Source organism: Kitasatospora sp. NPDC094016 (assembly GCF_040304045.1).
In the GTDB taxonomy this organism is placed as follows: Bacteria; Actinomycetota; Actinomycetes; order Streptomycetales; family Streptomycetaceae; genus Kitasatospora.
In genome coordinates this window covers 194,669-219,909 of sequence record NZ_JBEOUK010000007.1, presented here as the reverse complement: position 1 = coordinate 219,909, position 25,241 = coordinate 194,669, and the positions used below count along the sequence as shown (strand labels likewise).

Sequence of the window (25,241 nt, the reverse complement as noted above, 5' to 3'; positions counted from 1 at the left end):
GGCGCGGATCGGGTGGGTCCGGGCCGCGTGACGTGCCCGAAGTGACGGATGGAGCCCTCCCCGGGGATCGGGGAGGGCTCCACGCGTTCGCCGGGCGGGCGACGGCCGGGTGCGGGATCAGCAGGCCCAGTTGGTCGAGGTGCTGACGGAGTCCAGCTTGGCCCAGGTCTGCGCGCCGACCTGACCGTCCTGGGAGAGGCCGGTACAGGCCTGGAACCGCAGCACCCTGCTCAGGGTGTCCTGTCCGAACGCGCCGTCGACGTTCAGGGGGGTGGTGTTCAGCGAGGAGTTGAGCTCGCACTGCAGGGCCTTGACGGCGTCGTTGTTCTCGCCGCCGCGCAGCAGCGGCTCCCACGTCGTGTAGGTGGTCCCGCAGTAGCTGCCGGCCTGCGCCGCGGACGCGCTGCCCGCCGTGGCGACGCCGCCCGCGAACAGGAGGCCGGTCACGGCGAGGCCGGCGAGGATCTTGCGCATGGAGGTTCCCTTCCTCATGCCGCACACCCCCGGTGTGCGGTCGGTGGGTCCGGGTGGGCCGCACTCGGACGGCTCGAATCCTGCCTGGCGGGTGGGCGTCCCAACACGGGGGAACGGCTTCAGGGATGTTCTGGGAATTTCCCGCCGCTGGACGACGGCCTCAGGACGGCCCGCCACCTGCGGGGACGTACTCGCCGCGGAGTGTCGGGGGGTTGTGGGCCCGGCCGTCTCGGTCACAGGGGCGCGGGCGGGGGGCGTCGGGGTGCGGCTGACCAGGGGCGGGACGAGGGGGGTGGCGGGGCGCGTACCCTTTGAGGTGACAGAGTCCGGACAGCGGCGGCAGCCGTCGCGCCGGACGGGGACAACTGACTAAGGACTGAGCGACCCTGGCACGCCGTACGCCCGACGGTCCTCCGCCCGCTCCGACGGTGCAGCGGATCCGTCTCCGCTACACCAAGCGCGGCCGGCTCCGCTTCACCAGCCACCGTGACTTCCAGCGCGCTTTCGAGCGCGCCCTGCGCCGGTCCGCCGTGCCGATGGCCTATTCGGCAGGCTTCACCCCGCACCCGAAGGTGTCCTACGCCAACGCGGCCCCGACCGGGGTGGCGAGCGAGGCGGAGTACCTGGAGATCGGCCTGGCCGCCCTCCGCGACCCGGAGGAACTGCGGGCACAGCTGGACGAGTCGCTGCCGACCGGACTGGACGTGATCGACGCGGTCGAGGTCCGGACGCCGAACTTCGTGGAGCGCCTCGAGGCCTCCGAGTGGCTGGTCCGGCTGGACGGCGTCGAGCCGCAGGAGGCCGCCCGCGCGGTCGCGGTGTTCCTCGCCGCGGAGCGGGCCGAGGTCGAACGAGTGACCAAGAACGGCGTGCGGGTCTTCGACGCGCGCGGTCCGGTGGCGGCGCTCGAGATCGTCGCGCCGCAGGTCGTCGACGGTGCGGACACGGCGGCCGAAGCGGACCGCGATGTTCGGACCGGCCGTCCCTGTGCGATACTGCGCCTGGTAGTACGACACGCCACACCCGCCGTACGACCCGACGACGTATTGTCCGGTCTCCGTGTGACGGCCGACCTGGCGCCGCCGGTCCCCGCAGAGGTGACCAGGCTGGCGCAGGGGCCGCTCGACGAGGAGTCCGGCACGGTGACCGACCCGCTGGCGCTCGACCGCGCCGCGGCTCCGGCCGGCTGACAGCCGCCGGGGTTCGCGGGGCCGCGTCCGCCTGACGGGCGGAGGCCGGGTCCAGTGCCTCACTGGGCCCGACGGTCCTCCAGGTTCCCGCGGCTCCCCAGGGGAGCGAGCGTCGTCGCAGCACAGGCCGTCCACCTGAGGCCCGCCGACCAGGAAGGTCGGTGGGCCCGGGAACCCCGTCCGGGAGCCACCCGGGGTTGGGGAACGGCGCAGCTTGGGAAAACCTCAGAAGACTGGTCAGACCAGAAGACTTTCGACACCCCGCCGAGCGGCGGGGCGCCGAGCGAGACTACGAGCCCCTGTGCGGCCTCGCGTCCGCGCGGCGGCACCGTGAAAGGGTCCGGCCCGAGCATCGTCGAGATGCCGGCCGGCCACGGGTGCCGTGCCGTGCCCGGATGTGGAGCCCGGGGGCCTGACGGGAGATCCACCCGCATGCTCGATAACACCGATCCGCAGCAGAACGCGGCGACGGAACAGAACGAGACCGCCGCGACCGGCGGCGAGGGCACCTCCGCGGCGCCGCCGCGCCGCCGTCGCCGTGCGGTGTCCCGCCCGGCGGGCACCCCGCAGGGCGCGGCCGCCGAGACGGCCGAGACGGTCGTTCCGGCCGAGGCGCCCGCCGCCGAGGCGCAGGCCGCACCGGCCGCCGAGCCGGTGGCCGAGAAGCCCGCCCGGGCCCGCCGCACCCGCAAGCGCGCCGAGGCTCCGGCCGGGACGCCGGAGACGACCCCGGTCGTGGCCGCCGAGCCGGCCGCCGCCGAGGCGCCCGCCGTCGAGAAGACGACCGCGAAGGCGAGCGCGAAGGCGACCGCCAAGCCGGTCGAGAAGGCCGCCGAGCCGGCCGCCGAGCCGGTGGCCGAGAAGCCCGCCCGGGCCCGCCGCACCCGCAAGCGCGCCGAGTCGCCCGCCGGGGCGCCGGCTGCCGCCGAGACCCCGGCCGAGGAGCCCGCCGCCGCCCCGGTGGCCGAGGCCCCCGCCGCCGTCGAGCCCGCCGCCGAGGAGGCCCCCGCCGCTCCGGCCCGCCGGCCCCGTCGCCGCCGCGTGGTCGAGGCCGCGCCGGTCGTCGAGACCCCCGTCGAGGAGCCCGCCGCGGTGGAGGAGCCCGTCGAGGAGGAGCCGGTCGAGGAGCCCGCGGCCGTCCAGCCCGCGCCGGCCGCCGAGCCGACCCACCGGGTGCGCCGCCGTGCGGTCCGCCCGTCCACCGCGATCTTCCAGGCTCCGGTGTTCCAGGAGCCCGCCGCCGCCCCGGCCCCCGCCGCGCAGCCGCAGGCGCCGCAGCAGCCCGCCGCCGCTCCGGCGCCGGTGGAGGCCCCGGCCGCCGCGCAGCGCGAGGAGGACGAGTTCGAGTACAGCGGCGTCGGCCGCCGTCGCCGGGTGCGCACCTCGGTGCGGGTGCAGCCGCCGAGCCGTTCGAAGGCCGCCGAGCGGAAGGCCGCCGAGAAGGCCGAGAAGGCCGAGAAGGCCAAGGTCATCGAGCGGGCGAAGGCCGCCGAAAAGGCGAAGCCGGTCGAGCGGGCCGTCGAGGTGCCGGTCGAGGTGCCCGTCGTCGAGGCCCCCGTCGCCGGTCCGGAGACCGAGGGCGAGTGGGAGGACGACCGTCCGTCGCGCCGTCGCCGTCGGGGCGGCCGTCGTCGTCGCCGTGGCGAGGCCGAGGAGTTCGAGGCCGAGGCCGTCGAGACCGGGCAGTCCGTCGTCGAGGAGCCGGCCGCGGACGCCGAGGAGGACGTCGAGGACGACGACGACCTGGCCGCCAGCCTGTCCTCGTCCCGCCGTCGTCGCCGTCGTCGCCGCCGCAGCGGTGAGGCCGGTGCCGTCGAGACCGCCGAGACCACCGAGGACGGGGTCCGCACGGTGGTGAAGGTGCGCGAGCCGCGCCGCCGTTCCACCGAGCCGTCCTTCGACCCGGACGAGGTGCAGTCCATCAAGGGCTCGACCCGTCTGGAGGCGAAGAAGCAGCGCCGCCGCGAGGGCCGCGAGCTGGGCCGCCGCCGGGTGCCGATCATCACCGAGGCCGAGTTCCTGGCCCGCCGCGAGTCGGTCGAGCGCGTCATGGTGGTGCGCCAGAACGGCCAGCGGACCCAGATCGGCGTCCTTGAGGACGGCGTGCTGGTCGAGCACTACGTCAACAAGGAGCAGGCCACCTCGTACGTCGGCAACGTCTACCTGGGCAAGGTCCAGAACGTGCTGCCGTCGATGGAGGCCGCCTTCGTCGACATCGGCAAGGGCCGCAACGCCGTGCTGTACGCCGGCGAGGTCAACTTCGGTGCGCTGGGCCACGGCGGCCCGCGCCGGATCGAGTCGGTGCTGAAGTCCGGCCAGTCCGTGCTGGTGCAGGTCTCCAAGGACCCGATCGGCCACAAGGGCGCCCGCCTGACCAGCCAGATCTCGCTGCCCGGCCGCTACCTGGTCTACGTGCCCGAGGGCTCGATGACCGGCATCTCGCGCAAGCTCCCCGAGAACGAGCGCGCCCGGCTGAAGCAGATCCTCAAGAAGATCGTCCCGGACGACGCGGGCGTCATCGTGCGCACCGCCGCCGAGGGCGCCTCCGAGGAGGAGCTGACCCACGACGTCCAGCGGCTGCAGCAGCAGTGGGAGGACATCCAGAAGAAGGCCGCGACCGGCAACGCCCCCGCGCTGCTGTACGGCGAGCCGGACATGACCGTCCGGGTCGTCCGCGACATCTTCAACGAGGACTTCACCAAGGTCATCGTCTCCGGCGACGAGGCGTGGCGCACCATCCACGACTACGTCTCCAACGTGGCCCCGGACCTCGCCGAGCGGCTCCAGCGGTGGACCTCCGAGGTGGACGTGTTCGCCACCTACCGGATCGACGAGCAGCTGATGAAGGCGCTGGACCGCAAGGTCTGGCTGCCCAGCGGCGGTTCGCTGGTGATCGACCGCACCGAGGCGATGGTCGTCGTCGACGTCAACACCGGGAAGTTCGTCGGCCAGGGCGGCAACCTGGAGGAGACGGTCACCCGCAACAACATCGAGGCGGCCGAGGAGATCGTGCGCCAGCTGCGGCTGCGCGACCTCGGCGGCATCATCGTGATCGACTTCATCGACATGGTGCTGGAGTCCAACCGGGACCTGGTGTTGCGCCGCCTGCTGGAGTGCCTGGGCCGGGACCGGACCAAGCACCAGGTGGCCGAGGTCACCTCGCTGGGCCTGGTCCAGATGACCCGCAAGCGGGTCGGCCAGGGCCTGCTGGAGTCCTTCTCCGAGCCGTGCGTGCACTGCAACGGCCGCGGCGTGATCGTTCACATGGAGCAGCCGAGCGCCCACGTCCACACCCCGGCCGTGTCGGCCGAGGCGGCCGCGGGCAGCAGCAAGCGCCGTCGCCGGGGCAAGGGCGGGGCGGCCGCCGAGGAGCCGCAGGCCGTCGAGGCCGCCGTGGCCGAGGTGGCCGTCGAGGGCGAGCCGGTGCGCGAGGAGATCGAGGGCCAGCTGGCCCTGGAGGTCCCGGGCGTCGAGGCGGAGGCCGTCGAGGAGGCCCCGGCCGCCCAGCCGGACCTGGTCGAGATCCCCGCCGCTCCGGCGGCTCCGGCCGGCCGCACCCGCCGCCGCGCGGTCCGCAAGGCGACGGCTCCGGCCGGGGCGCCGGGCGAGGCCGAGATCGTGGTGCTCCAGGCGCGGGCCGACGCGGCGCTGGAGGCGGCCCTGGAGGCCGCCAACCCGGCCGCCCCGGCCGTGGTGACGCCCGAGGCCGTCGAGACCGTGGAGGCCGTCGTCGAGGCGCCCGCGGAGGAGGCCCCGGCCGTCGAGACCGTGGAAGCCGTGGAGGCCGTCGTCGAGGCTCCGGCGCAGGAGGCACCGGCCGCCGAGGCCGAGGCCGAGGAGCCGCCCGCGGAGGAGGCCCCGGCGCCCAAGAAGCGGGCCGCCCGCAAGACCGCCGCGAAGAAGACCGTCGCCAAGAAGACGACCACGGCGGCCAAGAAGACCACCGCCCGCAAGACCGCGACCAAGCGGACGAGCGCGGCGGCCAAGAAGGCGGCGGCCGCCGAAGGTGATACGGCGGCCGAGTAGTGCCCACGCGCCCGGGGCGGGACCCTTCCCGCCCCGGGCCGTACGGGCCGGTTTGCCCCCCGGGCGGCCGGTCCGTATTCTTGACCCTCGGCGTGTCTACGCCACACGCTCCCGAGCACATCACCTTCCCGAAGCGCCGCGTTCGCGCGGCAGCGGGCGGGGAGAGGCCCCTGTGTCCGTACCCAGGCGGCTGGCGTCGGGAGTTCCGACCGAGTAAGGAAAGCAGGTACCGCATGTACGCGATCGTTCGCGCAGGCGGCCGCCAGCACAAGGTCGCCGTCGGCGACGTGCTGGAGATCGACCGTATCGAGGCCAAGCCGGGTGACTCGGTCGAGCTCTCGACCATCCTGATCGTCGACGGCGAAGCCGTCACGTCCGACCCGTGGGTCCTGGCCGGTGTGAAGACCCACGCCGAGGTCGTCGACCAGACCAAGGGCGACAAGATCGTCATCCTGCGCTACAAGAACAAGACCGGCTACCGCCGTCGCCAGGGTCACCGTCAGAAGCACACCGCGGTGCGCATCACCAGCATCGACTCGGTCAGCAAGTAAGGGGATAGCGAGATATGGCACACAAGAAGGGCGCAAGCTCTACCCGTAACGGCCGTGACTCGAACGCCCAGCGCCTCGGCGTGAAGCGCTTCGGCGGCCAGGTCGTCTCCGCCGGCGAGATCCTCGTGCGCCAGCGCGGCACCCACTTCCACCCGGGTGCGGGCGTCGGTCGCGGTGGCGACGACACCCTGTTCGCGCTGACCGCCGGTGCCGTGCAGTTCGGCACCCGCCGCGGCCGCAAGGTCGTCAACATCGTGGCCGTCGAGGCCTGAGTCACACCAGACTCACAGTGAAGGGTGGGCCGGAATGTTCCGGTCCACCCTTCATGCTTTACGCAGGTAGCAGCAGACTTTCGCACACTGGAGGCACACCATGACCACCTTCGTGGACCGCGTCGAACTTCACGTCGCCGCGGGTAACGGGGGCCACGGCTGCGCCTCCGTGCACCGGGAGAAGTTCAAGCCGCTCGGCGGCCCCGACGGCGGCAACGGCGGCGAGGGCGGCAGCGTCATCCTCACCGTCGACGCGCAGATCACCACCCTGCTCGAGTACCACCACTCGCCCAAGCGCAAGGCCACCAACGGCAAGCCCGGCGCGGGCGGCCACCGCACCGGCGCGGACGGCGGCGACCTCGTCCTGCTGGTGCCGGACGGCACCGTGGTGCTGGACCGCAACGGCGAGGTGCTGGCCGACCTGGTCGGGCACGGCACCAGCTTCGTCGCCGCCCAGGGCGGCCGTGGCGGCCTCGGCAACGCCGCGCTGTCCTCGGCCCGCCGCAAGGCGCCCGGCTTCGCGCTGCTCGGCGAGCCCGGCGAGGCCCGCGACATCGTGATGGAGCTCAAGTCCGTCGCCGACGTGGCCCTGGTCGGCTACCCGAGCGCCGGCAAGTCCTCGCTGATCTCGGTGCTCTCGGCGGCCAAGCCGAAGATCGCGGACTACCCGTTCACCACCCTGATCCCCAACCTCGGCGTGGTCACCGCCGGCGACACCGTCTACACCATCGCCGACGTGCCCGGCCTGATCCCCGGCGCCAGCCAGGGCCGCGGCCTGGGCCTGGAGTTCCTGCGGCACGTCGAGCGCTGCTCGGTGCTGGTGCACGTGCTGGACTGCGCCACCCTGGAGCCCGGCCGCGACCCGCTGACCGACCTGGAGACCATCGAGGCCGAGCTGGCCGAGTACGGCGGTCTGGAGGAGCGCCCGCGCCTGGTCGCGCTCAACAAGGTGGACGTGCCGGACGGCCAGGACATCGCCGACCTCACCCGGGAGTCCCTGGAGGAGCGCGGCTACAAGGTGTTCGAGGTCTCCGCCGCCTCCCGCAAGGGCCTGCGCGAGCTGAACTTCGCGCTGGCGCAGATCGTCGCCGAGGCGCGCGCCGCCAAGCCGGTCGAGGAGTCGACCCGGATCGTGCTGCGGCCCAAGGCCGTTGACGACGAGGGCTTCACCATCACCGAGGAGGACGGCGCCTACCGCATCCGCGGCACCAAGCCGGAGCGCTGGGTCCGCCAGACCGACTTCTCCAACGACGAGGCCGTCGGCTACCTCGCCGACCGGCTGGCCCGCCTCGGCGTCGAGGACAAGCTGTGGAAGGTCGGGGCGCACGAGGGCGACACCGTCATCATCGGCCCGGACGAGAACGCCGTCGTCTTCGACTGGGAGCCGACCATGGCCGCCGGTGCCGAGATGCTCGGCCGCCGCGGTGAGGACCACCGCCTGGAGAGCCCGCGCCCGGCGGTCGACCGCCGCCGCGAGAAGCAGAAGGGCCGGGACGCGGCCGAGGCCGAGTTCCTCGCCTTCGAGGCGCTCTCCAGCACCCGCCCGGCCGCCATCGACGAGGGCGACGACGAGGAGTGACCCGGTCGGCCGGGACGCGTCCCGGCCGACCGGGCGAACGGCCCCCACCACCCTCCGGGGCGGTGGGGGCCGTTCGCGTGTCCGGCCCCCCGTTCGGAACTGACGGGTCGTCATGTCTGCCGGGTCCGCGGTCGGGAACCGTACCGGCCCAGGAGCGCCGGCCGTCCGGACCGGCGCTCCGGCCGTGACTCCGGCCGTGGCTTCGGGCGTGGCTTCGCCGAGGCCGGGGCCGGTCCAGCCGGTGAAACTCCCTGCGGGCGACCTGCGCGGATCGCGTAGATTTCGGGGGTGACGGCCGGGCCCGGCCCGCCGCACCCGCACCACACCGGAAGGGCGTACAGCGAGATGAGCGAGGACTCACTGCGCGAGGAGGTGCTGACCGCCCGGCGGATCGTCGTCAAGGTCGGCTCCTCCTCCCTCACCACGGCGGCCGGCGGCCTGGACGCCGACCGGGTCGACGCCCTGGTCGACGCGCTCGCCAAGGTGCGCAGCCGCCCGGACGCCCCCGAGGTCGTCCTCGTCTCCTCCGGCGCCATCGCCGCCGGCCTGGCCCCGCTCGGCCTGGACAAGCGGCCCAAGGACCTGGCCCGCCAGCAGGCCGCCGCCAGCGTCGGCCAGGGACTGCTGGTCGCCCGCTACACCGCCTCCTTCGCCCGGTACGGCATCCGGGTCGGCCAGGTGCTGCTCACCGCCGAGGACGCCAGCCGGCGCGCCCACTACCGCAACGCCTACCGCACCCTCGACCAGCTGCTGGCCATGGGCGCGATGCCGATCGTCAACGAGAACGACACCGTCGCCACCGCCGAAATCAAGTTCGGGGACAACGACCGGCTGGCCGCGCTGGTCGCCCACCTGGTCCGGGCCGACCTGCTCGTGCTGCTCTCCGACGTGGACGGCCTCTACGACGGCGACCCGGCCCGGCCCGGCACCAGCCGGATCGACCAGGTGAGCGGCCCGCACGACCTCGACGGCGTCGAGATCGGCAGCGCGGGCAAGGCCGGCGTCGGCACCGGCGGCATGGTCACCAAGGTCGAGGCGGCCCGGATCGCCACCGGCGCGGGCATCCCGGTGGTGCTCACCGCTGCCAGCTACGCCGCCGACGCGCTGGCCGGACGGCGCACCGGCACCCTGTTCCTGCGCACCGGCAGCCGCACCTCCGACCGGATGCTCTGGCTGGCCCACGCGAGCAGCCCGCGCGGCGCCCTGCACCTCGACGCGGGCGCCGTCACGGCCGTCGTCTCCGGCGGCGCCTCGCTGCTGCCCGCCGGGGTCACCAAGGTGGACGGGGAGTTCACGGCGGGTGATCCGGTGGACCTTCTTGCCGAAAACGGCCACATCGTGGCTCGCGGACTGGTCAACTTTGATGCGAGGGAGTTGCCCCGCCTGCTCGGCCGGTCCACCCGCGACCTGGCCCAGGAGTTCGGCGCCGCGTACGAGCGTGAGGTCGTCCACCGCGACGACCTGGTCGTTCTGCGCGGCTGACCGGCCGGTCGGCCGGTACCGGCCGACCGGCAGAGCGCGGTGGGCGGGCCGCTCCGTACGGGGAGTGGCTCGGCCGCGGGCGAGGAGCGGTGCAGCCGTACCGGTCGGCCGCGGGCCGGCGGGTCCGGTGCGGGGGACGACACGACATCGCCGAACAGGAGGCCGCCGGTGGAACGCAGAAGCGAGGCAACGCTGACCGCAGGGACGGCGGGCCGGCGGCTGACCAGCATCGACGGCGGACGCGGGGACGGACCCGCCGAGCCGGCCGGTCCGCCGCCGCAGACGCCCGGCGGGATGCGCAGGCCGCGGTCGCGGCACGCGGACCCGGGGGAGCCGCCCACCGTGCCCGAGCAGGCCCGGCTCTGGCACGTGGTGCTGAGCGTGTCCGGGCAGGTCACCCCGCTGTCCTCGCTGCGGACCTCGCTGGAGCGGCTGGCGCACGACCACTCGTTCTTCCTCACCGCCCGCTACGCCGCCGACCACGCCGAGATCCGGTACTGGGAGCAGGCCCGGGACCTGCACGACGCGGCGGCGATAGCGCTGCGGCTGTGGGGCGAGCACAAGGTCACCGCGAACCTGCCGCCGTGGGAGATCGTCGGCCTGGAGGTGGTCGACCGGGCGACGTACCACAAGCGGGTGGCGGAGGGCTTCGGCGATCCGCCGCCGCACCTGGGCGGGGTGCACCCGTACTGAGGGGGACGCACCCCGGACGCGGCCACCGGGACGAGCCCCGGAGCGGGTGAGCCGCGGGGAGAACCGTCCCGCCAGGCCGTCTCGCCGGGCGAAATGGCCGCTCGGCGGGCCCCGCGCAGTCGCTACCCTTGGCGCATGACCAGCGATCTCGCCACCGCCGACAGCCCCGTCCTCGCCGTAGCGCGCCGAGCCCGGGAGGCCGCCGCCGCGCTCGCCCCGCTGCCGCGCAGGGCGAAGGACGCCGCGCTGCTGGCGATCGCGGACGCCCTGGTGGCCCGCAGCGCCGAGATCACCGCCGCCAACGCCGAGGACGTGGCCCGCGCCCGCGCGGCCGGCACCGCCGAGTCGGTGATCGACCGGCTGAGCCTCGACCACGAGCGGATCGCCGCGATCGCCTCCGACGTGCGCGACGTCGTCGGCCTGCCCGACCCGGTCGGCGAGGTGCTGCGCGGCTACACCCTGCCCAACGGCCTGGACGTGCGCCAGGTGCGGGTGCCGCTCGGCGTGGTCGGCATCATCTACGAGGCCCGGCCGAACGTCACGGTGGACGCCGCCGCGCTCTGCCTCAAGTCCGGCAACGCCGTGCTGCTGCGCGGCTCGGCCTCCGCCTACCGCTCCAACACCGCGCTGGTCGCCGTCCTGCGGGACGCGGTCGCCGCGGCCGGGCTGCCCGCCGACGCCGTCCAGCTCGTCCCGGGCGAGAGCCGGGACTCCGTCCAGGAGCTGATGCGCGCCCGCGGCCTGGTCGACGTGCTGATCCCGCGCGGCGGGGCCTCGCTGATCCGCACGGTGGTCGAGGGCTCGACCGTGCCCGTGATCGAGACCGGCACCGGCAACTGCCACGTGTACGTGGACGCGCAGACCGACCTGGCGATGGCCGTCGGGATCCTGCTGAACTCCAAGGCGCAGCGGGTCAGCGTCTGCAACGCGGCCGAGACGCTGCTCGTCCACCAGGACGTCGCGGACGCCTTCCTGCCGCTCGCGCTGGCCGCCCTCGCCGAGGCCGGGGTGACCGTGCACGGCGACGACGCGGTGCTCAAGGCCGCCGAGGGCGGCGCCGCCACCGTGGTGCCCGCCACCGAGGAGGACTGGGGCGCCGAGTACCTGTCCTACGACCTGGCGGCGGCCGTGGTGCCCTCGCTGGACGCCGCCGTCGAGCACATCCGCCGCTGGTCCTCCGGCCACACCGAGGCGATCGTCACCACCTCGCAGGCCGCCGCCCGGCGCTTCACCCGGTTGGTCGACTCGACCACGGTGGCCGTCAACGCCTCCACCCGCTTCACCGACGGCGCCGAGTTCGGCTTCGGCGCCGAGATCGGCATCTCCACCCAGAAGCTGCACGCCCGCGGTCCGATGGGCCTGCCCGAGCTGACCAGCACCAAGTACATCGTCACTGGTGACGGGCACGTGCGCGGCGAGGCGACGCAGACCGTGGGCGGGGACGCGGACGCGCGCTGAGCGCGGCCCGCGCGGCCGGCCGGCCGGGCCCCGGGGCGGTCCGCGGCGGCCCGCGTCACACGTGTGACGGACCAACTGCGATGAGCCACAGACAAATCGGCCGCCCGGTAATACGCTGAAGCCGTGGCTGACGATGTGGGGGGCTCGCCGTACCCCGACGGCGCCGACCACGGTGGTGCGGACGACGAGTTCGCCACCGTGGTCTTCGATGAGGCCTTCGTCCGGTCCGCCGCCGTGCACGAGCCGACGGCCAAGGAGCGGCAGCTCGCCGCCGCCGAGGCCCGGTTCGAGCCGGACACCGCGGGCCCGGTCTGGGGCTATGACGTCACCGCCGGGGACGGGCTGCCGCTGGAGCTGCGCCCGCACCCGAGCGGACTCGACGACGACCACCTGTACCCCGATCCCTGGTCGGGCCCCGGCCGGGCGACCGGCCGCCCGGGCCGCCGCCGACGCGGCTACGACCCGGCGCGCGGGCGCGGGCGGTACGTGGCCCAGCAGCGCTGGCACCGGCCGGTGGCCTGGGTGCTCGCCGTGATCATGGGCGTGAGCCTGGTGGCCGTCGCGGTCGCGGCGATCTACCAGGGCGTGGGCGGCTCCTCCGGCGCGCCCCGGCGCCCGGAGTCCGGCAGCAGCAGCCCCGGGACCGATCCGAGGCCCGCGCCGGCCGAGCCGTCGCTCGTGGTCACCGCACCTGCGGGGTGACGTCGTAGGGCGTGGCACGGGGGTGGTGCGCGCCGGGGCGGGCGGTCGCGGGGCGTTCCCGGGAATCTGCGGGCGCACCCTCGTGGAGGGGCGAGGGCGCGCCTTACCCTGGTGTCATGGGTGACCCGCGAGAGCCTCCTGAGGGTGCGCCCGACGGTGGTTCCGGCAATGAGGACGAGTACCGGTCCGTCGTCTTCGACGAGTCCTTCGTCCGGGCTGCCCGGATCCAGGAGCTGTCCGCCCGGGAGCGGCTGGCCGGGTCCTTCGGCCGGGCCACCCGCCCGCGGGTGCGGTTCGGCCCGCTGGGCAGCGTGCCGCGGCAGGCGCTCGCCCTGTTGCTGCTCGTGCTGCTGGCCTTCGGGGCCGCGGTGTACTTCGGGGTCAGCTCGCCGAACCGGATCTCGGCCCGGCCCGAGGGCAGCCAACTGACCGTCAGCCTGGTCGCGTTGAGTCCGGCCTCGGTGGTCCGGCCGGTCGCCGACCCGGCCAACCCGTTCGCCGCGCTGCCGGTCGGGTACAGCGACGGGGCGATCGGACTGGGCACCCCGACCGGGGCCGCCACCGAGCACTTCAGCCGGGTCGAGGTGACCAAGGCGCTCGACACCGTCCAGCGCTACCTGGTGGCCTCCTCGCTGGCCCCGGCCACCCTCGTCCAGGGCGCGACCGCCGACGTGCGGGCCTTCGTCACCCCCGGGGAGCAGGCCCAGTTCGACACCAGCGTGACCCAGCCGGTCGACGACCGGCACCACGCGCTGACCGGCTGGCTGGTGCGCTTCGACCCGGCGCAGGTCGCGCTGGCCGCCGACACCGTGAAGGTGACCGGCGCGATGCGGATCGACGAGGCCGACGGCGGCACGCTGCAGATCACCACCGACCACACCTTCGTCTACGCGCTGAAGGCGGCCGGAGCCGCGGCCGGTGCGCCGGTCACCCTGGAGACCGTCCGGCGGCAGCTGACCTTCCAGTTCGACCGGGTCGACCTGGCCTCGGCCCAGCTGCGGCTGGTGGACTCGGTGATCCAGGCCGGGCCGGAGCCCTGCACCACCTCGATGGCCGGCTTCCTCCAGCCGGTGCTGGCCACCCCGCAGGGCACCCAGGTCCCGCCGCCGGCGCCGATCGATCCGGGCAACCACGCGCAGCCGGCCTGGCAGGTGTGCGGGGTGCTGGCGCCTTAGCTAGGGCGTGTCCGGGGCGCCGGCGGCGAGCGGGAGGCGGACCACCGCGCGGGCGCCCGGGCCGGGCGGGGGCGGGTCGGTGAAGGCGGCGGTGCCGTCGACGCCGCGGGCGATCGAGCGGACCAGGGCGAGGCCCAGGCCGGCGCCGCCGGCGTCGCGGGAGCGGGCGTCGTCCAGCCGGACGAACCGGTCGAAGACCCGCTCCCGGTCCTCCGGCGGGATGCCCGGACCGTCGTCCGTGACGGTCAGCACGGCGTGCCCGTCCTCGACGGTCACCGAGACGGCGACGGCGGTGCGGGCGTGCCGGGCGGCGTTGTCGAGCAGGTTGCGCACCAGCCGGCCCAGCCGCAGTTCGCTGCCCGGGACGGGCGCGGGCTCCAGGGAGACGGCCAGGAAGGCCGGCCCGTCGGCGGACGGGTGGGCGCGTTCGGCGACCTGCTCGCCGACCAGGTCGGCGAGGTCCACCGGCTCGCCGCTGAGCGGCCCGGAGCGTTCCTCGACGGCGGCGAGCAGCAGCAGGTCGTCGGTGAGCAGTTGCAGCCGCTCGGTGTCGGTGAGCGCGTCGCGGACCACCTGTGGCCATTCCACGCCCGCCGGGTGGGCCAGCGGGACCTCCAGCGAGTTGCGCAGCGCGGCCAGCGGGCTGCGCAGCTCGTGCGAGGCGTCCGAGACCAGCCGGCGCTGCTCGTCGATCGCGTGTTCCAGGCGGCCGAGCGTGGTGTTGGTGGTCTCGGCCAGCCGGGCGATGGCGTCCCGCGAGGGTGGCACCGGGACGCGCTCGTGGAAGGCGCCGGCGCCGATCCGGGCCATGCCCCGGCGGATCGACTCCACCGGCCGCAGCGCCAGGCCGGTGACCAGCCAGGCGATCAGGGCGGTGAACAGGGTCGCGGCGGGCAGTACGTAGCGCAGCAGGATGCCGGTGATCCGGTCCTCGGCCTGGTCGGCGGCGGTGGGGTTGACCAGCAGGTAGACGGTGACGCGCTGGGCCGGCAGGCCCGCGATGCCGGTGTACGTCTTCAGCGCCTCCGAGGACGCCTGGTCGGTGACCTGCTTGAGCAGGGTGACGTCCCGGCTGACGAGGGAGGGACCGTTCGCGGGCCAGTGGAACAGCCGGGTGTGGTCGGGCAGCGTGATCCGGACCTGCTCGGTCTGCCCGGTGGGGACGTCCTGGGGGTACGGGGGAAGGGCGGCGAAGGGCTCGGGCGGCAGGCCCGCGTACTCGCCCAGCAGGGTGTTGGCCTGGACGGAGCCCTGGTTGCGGTAGGTGGTGATGCTGCCCCGGCCGTCGGGGCTGGCCGGGAAGGCCACGTTGCCGTCGGCCAGCACCAGCAGGAACGACTCCTTCAGGGTCGAGCCCCAGGTCTGGGTGCCGGTGGGGATGTCGTGGGCGACGAGCCGGACGCTTTCCCGGGCCTGCTTCTCGGTGACGGCCGTCCACTGGTCGTGGACCGCGCCGCCGACCCAGAGGCTGGCCACCGAGAAGGCCAGCACCGAGGCGAGGGCCGCGCCGAGGGCGGCGCGGACGCGGAGCGAGGAGCGGTGCCAGGGGCGCAGCAGCGGGCGGAGGCGGTCAGCGCGCATCGGGCACCAGCCGGTACCCGGCGCCGCGCACCGTCTCGATCCGGCAGCCGACGCCGGGCACGTCCAGTTTCCGCCGCAGGGCGGCGATGTAGACCTCGACGATGTTCACGTCGCCCCGGAAGGCGGCGTCCCAGACGGTGTCCAGGATGCCGCCCTTGGGGATCACCTCGCCGGGGCGGTGGGCCAGGCACTCCAGCACGGCGAACTCCTTGGTGGTGAGCCGGACCTGTCGGTCGGCGGCGGTGCAGCGGCGGGCCGCCGGGTCGATCCGCAGCGCGCCGACCGCGAGCACCGGCGGGCGGGCGGCGGCGCCGCGGCGCAGCAGGGCGCGCAGCCGGGCGGTGAGCACGACGTAGGAGAACGGCTTGCTGAGGAAGTCGTCGGCGCCGCAGTCCAGTGCCTCGGCCTCGTCGTACTCACCGTTCTTCGCGGTGAGCATCAGAATCGGTACGGAATTCCCGGCGCCGCGCAGTTCGTGGCAGACCTTGAAGCCGTTGAGACCGGGCAGCATCAGATCGAGCACGATCGCCGAATAGGGCTCGGTGAGGGCGAGTTCGAGCCCCTGGGCGCCGTCGTGGGCCAGGTCGACCGCGTAGCCCTCCGCCGCCAGCCCCTGTCTCAGGGACCGCGCGAGTCGCTCTTCGTCCTCGACGATCAGTAGCCGCATGGCGACCATCCTTGGGGGAATTCCGTTTTCCCGCAACGGCCTTGACCGGCTTGCCCGGGATATCCGAGCTGAAGTTTTCCTCAGCTTTCCTCAGTTTCCCTTCAGTGCGGAATTCCTAGCGTCCGGACCATGGATTTCCGACGTGTGCTGCCGTGGTCGGTGGCCGCCCTGTTCGCCCCGCTGTACGCGGCCGTCTCGCTCACCCGGCACGCCCGGTTGGAGAGTGCGGGTTTCGACCTGGGCATCTTCGAGGAGGCGGTGCGCGCCTACTCCCGGCTCGAAGCGCCGGTGGTCGCGCTGAAGGGCACCGGCTTCAACCTCCTGGGCGACCACTTCAGCCCGGTGCTGGCGGTGCTGGCGCCGTTCTACCGGCTCTGGCCGGGGGCCGGCACGCTGCTGGTGGCGCAGGCGGTGCTGGTGGCGCTGTCCGCGGTGCCGGTGACGGCGTACGCGGTGCGGGTGCTGGGGCCGGCGGGCGGGGCGGTCGCCGGGGTCGCGTACGGGCTGTCGGCGGGGTTGCAGAGCGCGGTGGCGTTCGACTTCCACGAGGTGGTCTTCGCCGTGCCGCTCGCGGCGTGCGCGTTGGTGGCGCTGGCCCGGGAGCGGTACGGCCCGGCGGTGGCGTGGGCGCTGCCGCTGTTGCTGGTCAAGGAGGACCAGGCGCTGTTGGTCGCGGCCGTCGGCGGCTACGTGTGGTGGCGCGGGCGGCGCCGGCTGGGGGCGGTCACCGTGCTGGCGGCGGTGGCGGCCGGGCTGCTGGTCACCCTGGTGGTGATCCCGGCGCTCAACCCCGGCGGCGAGTACACGTACGCGCACATGGGGGAGTTCGACGGCGGGAACCCGCTGGCGCGGCTGCTGTTCCCGGCGGTCAAGGCGCTGACCGTCCTGCTGCTGCTGGCGCCGACGCTGCTGCTGGCGCTGCGCTCGCCGCTGGTGTTGCTGGCGGGCGTGCTGCTGGCGGCCCGGTTCTGGGTGGACAACCCGGCGTTCTGGCGCACCGGGCAGCACTACGACGCGGTGCTGGTGCCGCTGCTGTTCACGGCGGGGCTGCACGGGGTGGGCCTGCTGCTGCCCCGGCTGCCCCGGCTGGGCAGGCTGGGCCGGGGGCTGCCGGTGGCGGCGGGGATGCTCGCCGTCACGGTGGCGCTGACCGCAGCCGGCCCGGTGGCGGGCGTGCTGTCGGGGGACGCCCGGCGGGGCGACGGGCGGGCGGCGCAGGTGCGCCGGGTGCTGGCGGTCGTCCCGGACGGCGCCCGGGTGGCCGCCGCCAACCGCTTGGCGCCGCAGCTGACCGGGCGCTGCACGGTGTCGCTGTTCCCGTACCTGACGCCGCCGGGCGGGGCGGGCGGGCCGGGCGGCTGGGGGCGGCCGGTGGCGGAGTGGGTGGCGGTGCTGGAGGAGCCGGACGCCTTCCCGGTGCCGGTGGCGGAGCAGCGGCGGTTCCTGGCCGGGCTGGTCGAGGGCGGCGGGTACCGGCGGGTGGCGGACGGGGCCGGGGTGGCGGTGTACCACTGGCAGCCGGGGTAGGCCCGCCCCGGCAGGCCGACGGCCGGTGCCCCCGGGCGGGGCGCACCGGCCGTCGGCGCGGGTGCGGCGGGTCAGCCGTCGGTGCGCTCGCCCCGGTCGGTGCGGCCGTCCTCGCGGGTGGCGGAACCGCCGCGGGAGCCGCCGGTGAACGTGTCGGCGAAGGTGTCGCGGAGCTTGCCGCCGACGGTCGCGGCGCCGCCGGCCACGTCGCGGATCAGGCCCATCAGCGGGTCCTTGCTCTCCTTCACCGAGGTCGTGTAGTGGTCGGCGGCGGCCTTCCACTGCTCGCCGACCGAGGTGTCCGGATCGTCCGTGCGGCGCGGGTAGGCGCCGGCCAGGATCGAGCGGTACTCGTCGCTCTCCGCCCACTTCTTCAGCTGGGCGACCCGTACCACCGCGAACGGGTGGCTCTGCGGCAGCAGTTGGAGCAGCTTGAGCACGCCGTCGCGCAGGTCGCCGGCCTTGTCGTACTCCTCGGCCTGCTCCAGGAAGGCGTCGACGTTCAGTTCGGCCAGGTTGTGCCCGCCGGCCAGTTTCATCAGGGCGCGCATGGACGCCTGGACGTCCTGCCCGGCGAGCAGGCCGGCCCGGTCGCTGGACAGCTCGGCCTTGCGGAACCACTCCTTGAGCGCGGTGACGATCGCCATGATCGCCAGGTTGCCGAGTGGCACCCAGGCGACCCGGGTGGCGATGTTGGTGAGGATCATCAGCATCGTCCGGTAGACCGCGTGGCCGGACATCGCGTGGCCGACCTCGTGGCCGATGACCGAGCGCAGTTCCTCCTCGTCGAGCAGCTCGATCAGGCCGCTGGTGATCACGATGATCGGGGTGTCGATGCCGATGCAGTACGCGTTGACCGTCGGGTCCTGGGTGACGTACAGGTCCGGGACCTGCTCCAGGTCGAGCACGTAGGCGGCGTCGCGCACCATGTCGTACAGCTCGGGGAACTGGCGCTCGGAGGTCTTCACGGCGGTGGCCAGGAACATCAGCCGGATCGAGCGCTCGGACACCAGCCCGGCGAGCTTGCGCAGGACGTCGTCGAAGCCGGTGAGCTTGCGCAGGGCGACCAGGGCGGAACGGTCCGCGGGGTGCTCCCAGGCGCGGGTGGAGATGTCGGGGAAGCGCTGGCGGCGCCGGCTCGGGGTCTTCGCGGTCGGGTCGGTCATGGTCTGAGTACCTCCTGGTCGACGGCGGCCCCGGCTCGGCGGCCGGCCCCCGCTGGTCTACGCCTGCAACGACTGTCCTTGCAACGTCCGCGGTTGCGTACTCGTCCCCACCGGCAGCGTACGCGCGGGCCGGGCCACGCCGCAGGGGCCGGTGGGCGCCGCCGGTGTGAGGCCGGTCTACCCTGAATGCCCTGGAGAACCGAGACCGGACCCGGCCCCGGTACCGAGCAGTTCGAGGAGCCCCGCAGATGTCCACCGACGCGCTTGTCAGCCTGGCCGCACCCATCTCCAACGAGGCCGGCCCGGGCCTGTTCCTGCGGATCATCGTGGTGGCGTCGTTCGTCGGCGTCGGCCTGCTGGTCTGGATCATGGCGCGGGCCTTCCGCGGCAACTGAGCGCCGACGCCCCGGTTCAGGCTCACGCCCGGTCAGCGGCGGTGGGCCGCCGAGCGGTTGCCGGGTAAGCCCCCGTACGATGACAGGTGGGCCTTCACGGGCCCGGAAGAACCCCTGGTCCGTTCACCCGAGCCGAGAAGGTCCCGCCGACCATGAACACTGCCGCCGCACTCCCCGTCCTGAACCTGCTCGCCGAGAGCGAGGGGGGCAACCACGAGAGCCTGAACCCGTACCTGACGGGTGGCGCCGCACTGTTCATCCTGGCGCTCCTGCTCTTCGTGACCACCCGCTTCAACCGGGACCGCTGAGCCGCCTCCCGGGGCCGCTCGGGGAGCGTCCGGCGTACCGGCCGGCCGCTCCCTCACGCGTCTTCGGACAACCCCCACCCGGGCGTTCCCGCACCGTAACGGGCGTCGCGTAAGGTGTGGCGGCATGGGAGAGCAGGCCGGGAATCCCGGCGGACCGGAACCGGTGAAGAAGCGCCTCGGGGTGATGGGCGGCACCTTCGACCCGATCCACCACGGCCACCTGGTCGCCGCCAGCGAGGTGGCGAGCGCGTTCCACCTGGACGAGGTGATCTTCGTGCCGACCGGGCAGCCGTGGCAGAAGAGCGACCGCCACGTCACCCCGGCCGAGGACCGCTACCTGATGACGGTCATCGCCACCGCCGAGAACCCGCAGTTCTCGGTCAGCCGGATCGACATCGACCGCGAGGGCCCGACGTACACCGTCGACACCCTGCGAGACCTGCACTCCCGGCACCCGGACGCCGACCTCTTCTTCATCACCGGCGCCGACGCGCTCGCCCAGATCCTCTCCTGGCGCGACTCCGACGAGCTCTTCTCGCTCGCGCACTTCATCGGGTGCACCCGCCCGGGACACACCCTGTCGGACGCCGGGCTCCCGGTGGGCGGGGTCTCCCTGGTCGAGGTCCCCGCGCTGGCCATCTCCTCCACGGACTGCCGCAACCGGGTCGCCAAGGGCGAACCGGTCTGGTACCTCGTCCCGGACGGCGTGGTCCGCTACATCGACAAGCGGGCGCTCTACGCGCCGCACCGGACCTGACCAGGAGCGGGCGTGACCGAGCGAAGCGGCGGAGGCCAGCGGCACCAGCAGCAGCCGGAGGACTGGTCGACCGGGCAGTACCAGCAGTACCAGGGGTACCAGCAGCAGCCTGAACAGCCTCCGCAGCAGCAGTACGACCAGCAGCAGTACGACCAGTACGGGCAGCCGGTGTACACGGGGGACCCGTACGGCGGCTACCAGGAGCAGCAGCCGTACCAGGCGTACCAGCAGCCCCCGCAGCAGCAGTACGACCAGCAGTACGACCAGTACGGGCAGCCGGTGCAGCCTGGGCAGCCCGCGCAGGCGTACCAGCAGCAGGGGGGCTACGGCTACCAGGACCCGGCGTACGGGGGATGGGGGTCGGCCGGGCCGGAGGCCGGGGGCGGTTACCAGCAGCAGGCCTACCCGGCCGCGCCGGCGGCGGGTTCGCCGGCGGCGGTCGAGCCCGAGGCCGCCGCGCCCGCCCCCGTCGCCCCCGCGCCGTCGCGCCCGCGCGTGCCCCGGCCCGCCGCCGAGGCGGCGGGCGCCAAGCCCGAGCCGCCGTCCGAACTGGTCGGCGGGGCCCGGGCCGGCAAGCCCGGCGGCAAGGGTGGAGGCAAGGCCGCCAAGGACGACTACCCCACGGACGAGTTCACCTTCGTCGACGAGGAGGAGGAGTCCGAGGACGTCATCGACTGGCTGAAGTTCGCCGAGTCCCGCAGCGAGGTGCGCGCCGAGCGCCGCCGCCGGCTGCGCAACCGGCTGATCGGCCTCGGCGTGGTGGTGGCGCTCGCGGCGGCCGGCACCGGCGGCTACCTCTGGTTCACCGGCGACAAGCAGACCGCGGCGAGCGCGGCCGGTCCGCGCCAGGTCAACGTGGTCCACCTGCGCGACCTCCAGGGCAAGGTCTCCAGCGCGCTGCTGGTCAACGACTCCACCGGGAAGAAGGGCACCGTGCTCCTGCTGCCCGACACCCTGCGGCTGCCCGGCCCCGGCGACCCGCCGGTCACCACCGTCGGCCAGGCCATGGACAGCATCGGCGCCTCCGCGACCCGCGACGGCCTGTCCACCGTGCTCGGCGCCCCGGTCGCGGGCACCTGGCGGCTGGACACCCCCTACCTGGAGATGCTGGTCTCCCAGCTCGGCGGCGTCCGGGTCGACACCAACGCCGAGACCCACGAGGGCGGCAAGCCGGACGGCAAGCTGCTGTCCGCGGCCGGCAAGAACACCCTGCTGAACGGGAAGGCCGCGGTCGCCTACGCCACCCTCCAGGCGTCCGGCGAGAGCCGGGACGCCCAACTGGCCCGGTTCGGACAGGTGATGGACGCGGTGGTGCGCACCATGCCCACCGAGTTCAAGGACGCCAAGGACGACGTGCACCGGATGAACGCGGTGCTCGACCCCTCGCTGCCCGAGGACGCCCTCGCCGGGGTGCTCGCCCAGCTCGCCCAGCAGGCGAAGGACGGCCACCTCGGCACCACCGCGCTGACCGTCAAACCGGACGGCGGCCTGGACGACGCCACCGCCGGCAAGCAGGTCAAGGACGTGCTCGGCGGCACCGTGAAGTCCGCGGCCTCCGCCGACGCCCCCGCCCGGGTCTCGCTCCAGGACGCCACCGGCAACGACCAGGCGGCGGCCGCCGCACAGGTCCAGATCGTGAACTCCGGCCTGACCTTCCTGCCCGGCTCCAAGACCGCCGCGCAGGCCGCCAGTGAGATCCGCTACACCGACGACGCCCGGCAGGCCGCGGCGAAGTCGCTGGCGATCAGCCTCGGACTGCCGGACACGGCGGTGAAGAAGGTCGCCGACGCCCAGAACGCGGACCTGGTGGTCGTGCTCGGCAAGGACTACCAGCCGCCGAAGAGCCAGTAGGCCGCGGCCTCCGGCCCGGGCGGCCCCGGAAAAGCGTTCCGGGGCCGCCCGGGCGGCGTGAGATCCTGGAAGGCGACCCCCGGCCAGGAGCCAGGGGTCGCCCCCCAAGCCGCCGATCCGGAAGAACACCGTGACCGTCACCGACCACAGCCAGCAGCTCATCACCGTCGCCGCGCAGGCGGCGGCCGACAAGCTCGCGCACAACATCATCGCCTTCGACGTCAGCGAGGTGCTGTCGATCACCGACGCCTTCCTGATCGCCTCCGCCAACAACGACCGCCAGGTCCGGTCGATCGCCGAGGAGATCGAGGACCAGCTGCGCGAGCAGCTGGACATCAAGCCGGTGCGCCGCGAGGGCGAGCGCGACGGCCGCTGGATCCTGCTCGACTACCTGGACATCGTCGTGCACGTCCAGCACTCCGAGGAGCGCTCCTTCTACTCGCTGGACCGCCTCTGGAAGGACTGCCCCGAGCTGCCGCTGCCCGAAGACGCCCTGGCCACGCGCAACCGGCCCGACGCCCACACCGACGAGGCCGGCAACGTGGTCGCCCCGGCCGACGACTTCGGCAAGCCCGAGGACCTGCACTGAGCCGGGACGGGCGGGGGCCGCGCGTCGTCTTCTGGCGCCACGGCCAGACCTCGTGGAACCTGGAGTCCCGCTTCCAGGGCACCACGGACATCGAACTGACCGGCCAGGGCGTCCTCCAGGCCCAGCGGGCGGCCCGGCTGCTCTCCGGCCTGCGCCCCGACCTGCTGATCTCCTCCGACCTCACCCGGGCCAAGCGCACGGCCGAGGAACTGGCCAAGGTCACCGGCCTCGACGTGCAGCACCACGAGGGCCTGCGGGAGACCTACGCGGGCTCCTGGCAGGGCCTGACCAACGCCGAGATCCGTGACCGCTTCCCGGAGGAGTACGCGGCCTGGGCGGCTGGCGAGCCGGTGCGGCGCGGCGGCGGAGAACTGGCCACCGAGGTCGCCGACCGCTCGGTGCCGGTCGTGCTGGAGGCCGTCGACAAGCTGCCGGAGGACGGGACGCTGGTGGTGGTCAGCCACGGCGGCACCATCCGCACCATGCTCGGGCGGCTGCTGGACCTGGACCCGGTCCAGTGGGAGTGCTTCGGCGGGCTGTCCAACTGCTGCTGGTCGGTGCTCGGGCAGGGGGCGCGCGGCTGGCGCCTGCTGGAGCACAACGCGGGCACGCTCCCGCAGCCGGTCATCGGCGACGACACCTGAGCGACGGGCGTGTCGCGGGGTGGGGTGGGGTGCGGGCATGCAGGGGCTCGCCAGGGGGCGTGCAGGGGCTTCACAGGGGCGGATTTCGCAGTTCCGGGCCTGACCAGCTAGAGTTTTCCTCGTTCGCAGGGAAGGAACGCGGCCCGGAAGGGAAGCGGGAGATCCGACGACTGCGGGGCTATAGCTCAGTTGGTAGAGCGCTTGCATGGCATGCAAGAGGTCTGGGGTTCAATTCCCCATAGCTCCACTCCGCACCAGCGATCCTGTTCGATCAGGAGCGCCCGTGTCGCGGGGCTGTAGCTCAGTTGGTAGAGCGCTTGCATGGCATGCAAGAGGTCCGGGGTTCAATTCCCCGTAGCTCCACAGTAGTTGAGAGGCCGTCACCCATCGGGTGGCGGCCTCTCGCGTTGTCGGGCCGCCTCCGGGGTGGGGTGCGGGCCCTGCGGGTCTCGGGGGTGGGGGAGCGCGGGCCTGGGAGGGCGGGAACGCGGGCCCCCGGGAACGGATTCGTGGAGCACCCCCGGGACCGTGTAAAGTAGTCGATGTCGCCGAGGGAAACCGGACGGAAACGGTCGAAAGCCCCCGGTGACGTCGCAGGTCAAGGGGCTGTAGCTCAGTTGGTAGAGCGCTTGCATGGCATGCAAGAGGTCCGGGGTTCAATTCCCCGTAGCTCCACAGAAGTCGAGGGCCGCCTCCCGAAATGGGAGGCGGCCCTTCGGCGTTCTGTGCACGCCACCGGCGGAAGGGCGGGAAAGACCGCTACCGTCGTTCCATGGCCGATCTGGAGAGAAGGCGGAACGAGGAACTGGCCCGGATACTGCACCAGCTCGGCTGGAGTCCGGAACGGCTCGCCCGCGAGGTGAGCCTCGCCCTGCCGCCAGGCCTGGCCATCAGCTCCACCGCCCCCTACAAGTGGCGCGACCGCGGCATGGTGCCGCGCAGCCCGCACGACCAGACCGTCTGCGAAGTGCTCAGCCGCACCCTCGGCATCGCCGTCACCTACGAACAGCTCTGGGGCCGGATGGGCGGCCACCGCGGCGCCAAGATCCTCTCGCCCCGGCTGCTCACCGACCCGTGGACCGCCGACACCGCCCAGACCGCGCTGCGCGAGGCCGCCACCGACGCCGGGCCCGTCCGCCTCACCGACCTCTTCCGCGGCGCCGACCTCGACCAGGCCGCCGAACGGCTCGCCTCCCCGCCCCCGCCCGTCGGGGGCGGGGAAGGGGCGCTGCGCATCGACCCCGGCCTCGTCGGCGACCTCGGCCTGTCCTACCGCAGCAAGCAGCGGCTCGAACGCTCCTGCGGCGGCGGGCTCGTCCTCGGCCCCACCCGGGCCGAACTCGCCATGCTGGCCAAGCTGCTGGAACTCGGCGCCTACGACGAACGGGTCGGCCGCGAGCTGTACGGCACGGCCAGCCGGCTCGCCCGGCTGGCCGGCTGGGCCGCGTACGACCTCGGCCACGACGCGGCCGCCCAGCGCGCCTTCGTCGCCGCCCTGCGGGCCGCCCACGTCAGCGGCGACGCCCGGCTCGGCGTCGCCGTGCTCGGCGGCCTGGTGGTGCTCGCCACCCAGGGCGCCGGCGGACGCGGCCTGGACGCCGTCGCCGCGCTCAACACCGCCCTGGCGCGGCACGGCTCCGTACTGAGCCCCGCCGGACGGGCCCGGCAACTCGGCCGGATCGCCCGCGCGCACGGCCGCCGGGGCGAGGCCGAGCAGGCCGAGGCCGCCGCCGCCCGGGCCTTCGCCGAACTCGACGGCGTGCCCGGCACGGAGGCGGCCCGCGCCGAACTCGCCGGGATGGTGGGGGAGGGGCGGCTGGCACTGGGCCAGCACCGGATGGCCAAGGCGCTGCTCGCCGAGGCCGTCGCCGGGCTGGGGGCCGGCCGCGGGCGGTCCAAGGCGCTGCTGATGGTCCGCCTCGCCGAGACCCACCGGCGCCTCGGCGACCAGCGGGAGGCCGCCCGCACGGCGTCGCTCGCCCGGGCGCTCGCGGCGGGCATGCAGTCCGAGCGGCTGGCGCGGGCGCTGCGCGACTTCGACGCGGCGACGCGGGCGGCGGCGTCGGCGGGGCGGTGAGGCCTGCGTGCGGTGGGGGTGGCTTCGGCAGGGCTTCTCAGGTCGACGGTCCGTGCGGGGGCGGGCCCGGGGGGCCG

Annotated in this window: 22 protein-coding genes and 3 tRNA genes; 21 read left to right on the top strand and 4 right to left on the bottom strand. The window is 74.1% G+C overall.

The window, feature by feature from the left end:
- Positions 1-117: 117 nt before the first annotated feature.
- A complete protein-coding gene (locus tag ABT015_RS10215; protein ID WP_350878255.1) occupies positions 118-492 on the bottom strand; it encodes a peptidoglycan-binding domain-containing protein in 375 nt (124 codons plus the stop codon).
- 410 nt (positions 493-902) lie between these two features.
- Between ABT015_RS10215 and ABT015_RS10210 the strand changes: the two genes are divergently transcribed.
- The 10 genes from ABT015_RS10210 (at position 903) to ABT015_RS10165 (ending at position 13,602) form a co-directional block, all read left to right on the top strand.
- Entirely contained in the window at positions 903-1,664 is a 762-nt protein-coding gene (locus tag ABT015_RS10210) for a TIGR03936 family radical SAM-associated protein (RefSeq protein WP_350878253.1), read from the top strand.
- Positions 1,665-2,096: 432 nt separating this feature from the next.
- A complete protein-coding gene (locus ABT015_RS10205) occupies positions 2,097-5,690 on the top strand; it encodes an Rne/Rng family ribonuclease (RefSeq protein ID WP_350878252.1) in 3,594 nt (1,197 codons plus the stop codon).
- A gap of 233 nt (positions 5,691-5,923) precedes the next feature.
- Positions 5,924-6,241, top strand: coding sequence for a 50S ribosomal protein L21 (gene rplU / locus ABT015_RS10200; protein ID WP_350878251.1), 318 nt, complete (start codon positions 5,924-5,926; stop codon positions 6,239-6,241).
- A 14-nt stretch (positions 6,242-6,255) separates the two neighbouring features.
- Complete coding sequence (gene rpmA, locus ABT015_RS10195) at positions 6,256-6,513, top strand: 50S ribosomal protein L27 (protein ID WP_030309712.1); 258 nt, start codon at positions 6,256-6,258, stop codon at positions 6,511-6,513.
- A 100-nt stretch (positions 6,514-6,613) separates the two neighbouring features.
- A complete protein-coding gene (gene obgE, locus ABT015_RS10190; protein ID WP_350878249.1) occupies positions 6,614-8,092 on the top strand; it encodes a GTPase ObgE in 1,479 nt (492 codons plus the stop codon).
- A 345-nt stretch (positions 8,093-8,437) separates the two neighbouring features.
- A complete protein-coding gene (gene proB / locus ABT015_RS10185; RefSeq protein WP_350878248.1) occupies positions 8,438-9,574 on the top strand; it encodes a glutamate 5-kinase in 1,137 nt (378 codons plus the stop codon).
- 294 nt (positions 9,575-9,868) lie between these two features.
- On the top strand, positions 9,869-10,267 hold the full coding sequence (locus ABT015_RS10180) for a DUF8830 family protein (RefSeq protein ID WP_350878283.1): 399 nt from the start codon (positions 9,869-9,871) through the stop codon (positions 10,265-10,267).
- A gap of 135 nt (positions 10,268-10,402) precedes the next feature.
- Positions 10,403-11,725, top strand: coding sequence for a glutamate-5-semialdehyde dehydrogenase (locus ABT015_RS10175; protein WP_350878247.1), 1,323 nt, complete (start codon positions 10,403-10,405; stop codon positions 11,723-11,725).
- Positions 11,726-11,848: 123 nt separating this feature from the next.
- Positions 11,849-12,427: an SCO2584 family spore wall biosynthesis protein gene (locus tag ABT015_RS10170; RefSeq protein WP_350878246.1), complete on the top strand. Its 579-nt coding sequence runs from the start codon at positions 11,849-11,851 to the stop codon at positions 12,425-12,427.
- A 116-nt stretch (positions 12,428-12,543) separates the two neighbouring features.
- Positions 12,544-13,602, top strand: coding sequence for an SCO2583 family membrane protein (locus ABT015_RS10165; protein ID WP_350878245.1), 1,059 nt, complete (start codon positions 12,544-12,546; stop codon positions 13,600-13,602).
- Here the strand turns inward: ABT015_RS10165 and ABT015_RS10160 are convergent, their stop codons facing one another.
- Positions 13,603-15,183, bottom strand: coding sequence for a sensor histidine kinase (locus ABT015_RS10160; protein WP_350878244.1), 1,581 nt, complete (start codon positions 15,181-15,183; stop codon positions 13,603-13,605). It abuts the gene before it with no gap.
- On the bottom strand, positions 15,173-15,850 hold the full coding sequence (locus ABT015_RS10155) for a response regulator transcription factor (RefSeq protein WP_350878243.1): 678 nt from the start codon (positions 15,848-15,850) through the stop codon (positions 15,173-15,175). Before ABT015_RS10155 ends, ABT015_RS10160 begins: the two co-directional genes overlap by 11 nt.
- Before the next feature lie 129 nt (positions 15,851-15,979).
- Between ABT015_RS10155 and ABT015_RS10150 the strand changes: the two genes are divergently transcribed.
- Positions 15,980-17,377: a DUF2079 domain-containing protein gene (locus tag ABT015_RS10150; protein WP_350878242.1), complete on the top strand. Its 1,398-nt coding sequence runs from the start codon at positions 15,980-15,982 to the stop codon at positions 17,375-17,377.
- A 71-nt stretch (positions 17,378-17,448) separates the two neighbouring features.
- Here the strand turns inward: ABT015_RS10150 and ABT015_RS10145 are convergent, their stop codons facing one another.
- Positions 17,449-18,543: a M48 family metallopeptidase gene (locus ABT015_RS10145; protein ID WP_063347544.1), complete on the bottom strand. Its 1,095-nt coding sequence runs from the start codon at positions 18,541-18,543 to the stop codon at positions 17,449-17,451.
- Between the two features lie 248 nt (positions 18,544-18,791).
- Here ABT015_RS10145 and ABT015_RS10140 point away from each other — a divergent pair, with 248 nt between their 5' ends.
- From ABT015_RS10140 to ABT015_RS10095, 10 genes are all read left to right on the top strand, one after another.
- Positions 18,792-18,938 (top strand): hypothetical protein, encoded by a 147-nt coding sequence (locus tag ABT015_RS10140; RefSeq protein ID WP_159398425.1) that lies wholly within the window; start codon positions 18,792-18,794, stop codon positions 18,936-18,938.
- A 152-nt stretch (positions 18,939-19,090) separates the two neighbouring features.
- Positions 19,091-19,246, top strand: coding sequence for a hypothetical protein (locus tag ABT015_RS10135; RefSeq protein WP_167745857.1), 156 nt, complete (start codon positions 19,091-19,093; stop codon positions 19,244-19,246).
- A gap of 124 nt (positions 19,247-19,370) precedes the next feature.
- Positions 19,371-20,003, top strand: coding sequence for a nicotinate-nucleotide adenylyltransferase (gene nadD / locus ABT015_RS10130; protein WP_350878241.1), 633 nt, complete (start codon positions 19,371-19,373; stop codon positions 20,001-20,003).
- 12 nt (positions 20,004-20,015) lie between these two features.
- Positions 20,016-21,854 (top strand): LCP family protein, encoded by a 1,839-nt coding sequence (locus ABT015_RS10125; RefSeq protein ID WP_350878239.1) that lies wholly within the window; start codon positions 20,016-20,018, stop codon positions 21,852-21,854.
- A gap of 130 nt (positions 21,855-21,984) precedes the next feature.
- Positions 21,985-22,443 carry a ribosome silencing factor gene (gene rsfS / locus ABT015_RS10120; RefSeq protein WP_063347541.1) on the top strand — a complete coding sequence of 153 codons (459 nt, stop codon included), beginning with the start codon at positions 21,985-21,987 and terminating at the stop codon, positions 22,441-22,443.
- Positions 22,440-23,087: a histidine phosphatase family protein gene (locus tag ABT015_RS10115; protein ID WP_350878282.1), complete on the top strand. Its 648-nt coding sequence runs from the start codon at positions 22,440-22,442 to the stop codon at positions 23,085-23,087. The genes rsfS and ABT015_RS10115 overlap by 4 nt, the downstream gene beginning before the upstream one ends.
- Positions 23,088-23,261: 174 nt before the next feature.
- A tRNA-Ala gene (locus ABT015_RS10110) sits at positions 23,262-23,334 on the top strand.
- Positions 23,335-23,377: 43 nt separating this feature from the next.
- Positions 23,378-23,450, top strand: a tRNA-Ala gene (locus tag ABT015_RS10105).
- A gap of 239 nt (positions 23,451-23,689) precedes the next feature.
- Positions 23,690-23,762 (top strand) — tRNA-Ala (locus ABT015_RS10100).
- A gap of 97 nt (positions 23,763-23,859) precedes the next feature.
- Positions 23,860-25,164 (top strand): NsdA family TPR-like regulatory protein, encoded by a 1,305-nt coding sequence (locus ABT015_RS10095; RefSeq protein WP_350878238.1) that lies wholly within the window; start codon positions 23,860-23,862, stop codon positions 25,162-25,164.
- Positions 25,165-25,241: the final 77 nt, after the last annotated feature.

Coding starts and splice junctions, on each gene's coding strand:
- nadD (WP_350878241.1), top strand. CDS start 19,371: ATGGGAGAGCAGGCCGGGAATCCCGGCGGACCGGAACCGGTGAAGAAG.
- ABT015_RS10095 (WP_350878238.1), top strand. CDS start 23,860: ATGGCCGATCTGGAGAGAAGGCGGAACGAGGAACTGGCCCGGATACTG.
- rpmA (WP_030309712.1), top strand. CDS start 6,256: ATGGCACACAAGAAGGGCGCAAGCTCTACCCGTAACGGCCGTGACTCG.
- ABT015_RS10150 (WP_350878242.1), top strand. CDS start 15,980: ATGGATTTCCGACGTGTGCTGCCGTGGTCGGTGGCCGCCCTGTTCGCC.
- ABT015_RS10140 (WP_159398425.1), top strand. CDS start 18,792: ATGTCCACCGACGCGCTTGTCAGCCTGGCCGCACCCATCTCCAACGAG.
- ABT015_RS10165 (WP_350878245.1), top strand. CDS start 12,544: ATGGGTGACCCGCGAGAGCCTCCTGAGGGTGCGCCCGACGGTGGTTCC.
- ABT015_RS10175 (WP_350878247.1), top strand. CDS start 10,403: ATGACCAGCGATCTCGCCACCGCCGACAGCCCCGTCCTCGCCGTAGCG.
- obgE (WP_350878249.1), top strand. CDS start 6,614: ATGACCACCTTCGTGGACCGCGTCGAACTTCACGTCGCCGCGGGTAAC.
- ABT015_RS10215 (WP_350878255.1), bottom strand. CDS start 492: ATGAGGAAGGGAACCTCCATGCGCAAGATCCTCGCCGGCCTCGCCGTG.
- ABT015_RS10205 (WP_350878252.1), top strand. CDS start 2,097: ATGCTCGATAACACCGATCCGCAGCAGAACGCGGCGACGGAACAGAAC.
- proB (WP_350878248.1), top strand. CDS start 8,438: ATGAGCGAGGACTCACTGCGCGAGGAGGTGCTGACCGCCCGGCGGATC.
- ABT015_RS10145 (WP_063347544.1), bottom strand. CDS start 18,543: ATGACCGACCCGACCGCGAAGACCCCGAGCCGGCGCCGCCAGCGCTTC.
- ABT015_RS10180 (WP_350878283.1), top strand. CDS start 9,869: ATGCGCAGGCCGCGGTCGCGGCACGCGGACCCGGGGGAGCCGCCCACC.
- ABT015_RS10155 (WP_350878243.1), bottom strand. CDS start 15,850: ATGCGGCTACTGATCGTCGAGGACGAAGAGCGACTCGCGCGGTCCCTG.
- ABT015_RS10135 (WP_167745857.1), top strand. CDS start 19,091: ATGAACACTGCCGCCGCACTCCCCGTCCTGAACCTGCTCGCCGAGAGC.
- rplU (WP_350878251.1), top strand. CDS start 5,924: ATGTACGCGATCGTTCGCGCAGGCGGCCGCCAGCACAAGGTCGCCGTC.
- ABT015_RS10160 (WP_350878244.1), bottom strand. CDS start 15,183: ATGCGCGCTGACCGCCTCCGCCCGCTGCTGCGCCCCTGGCACCGCTCC.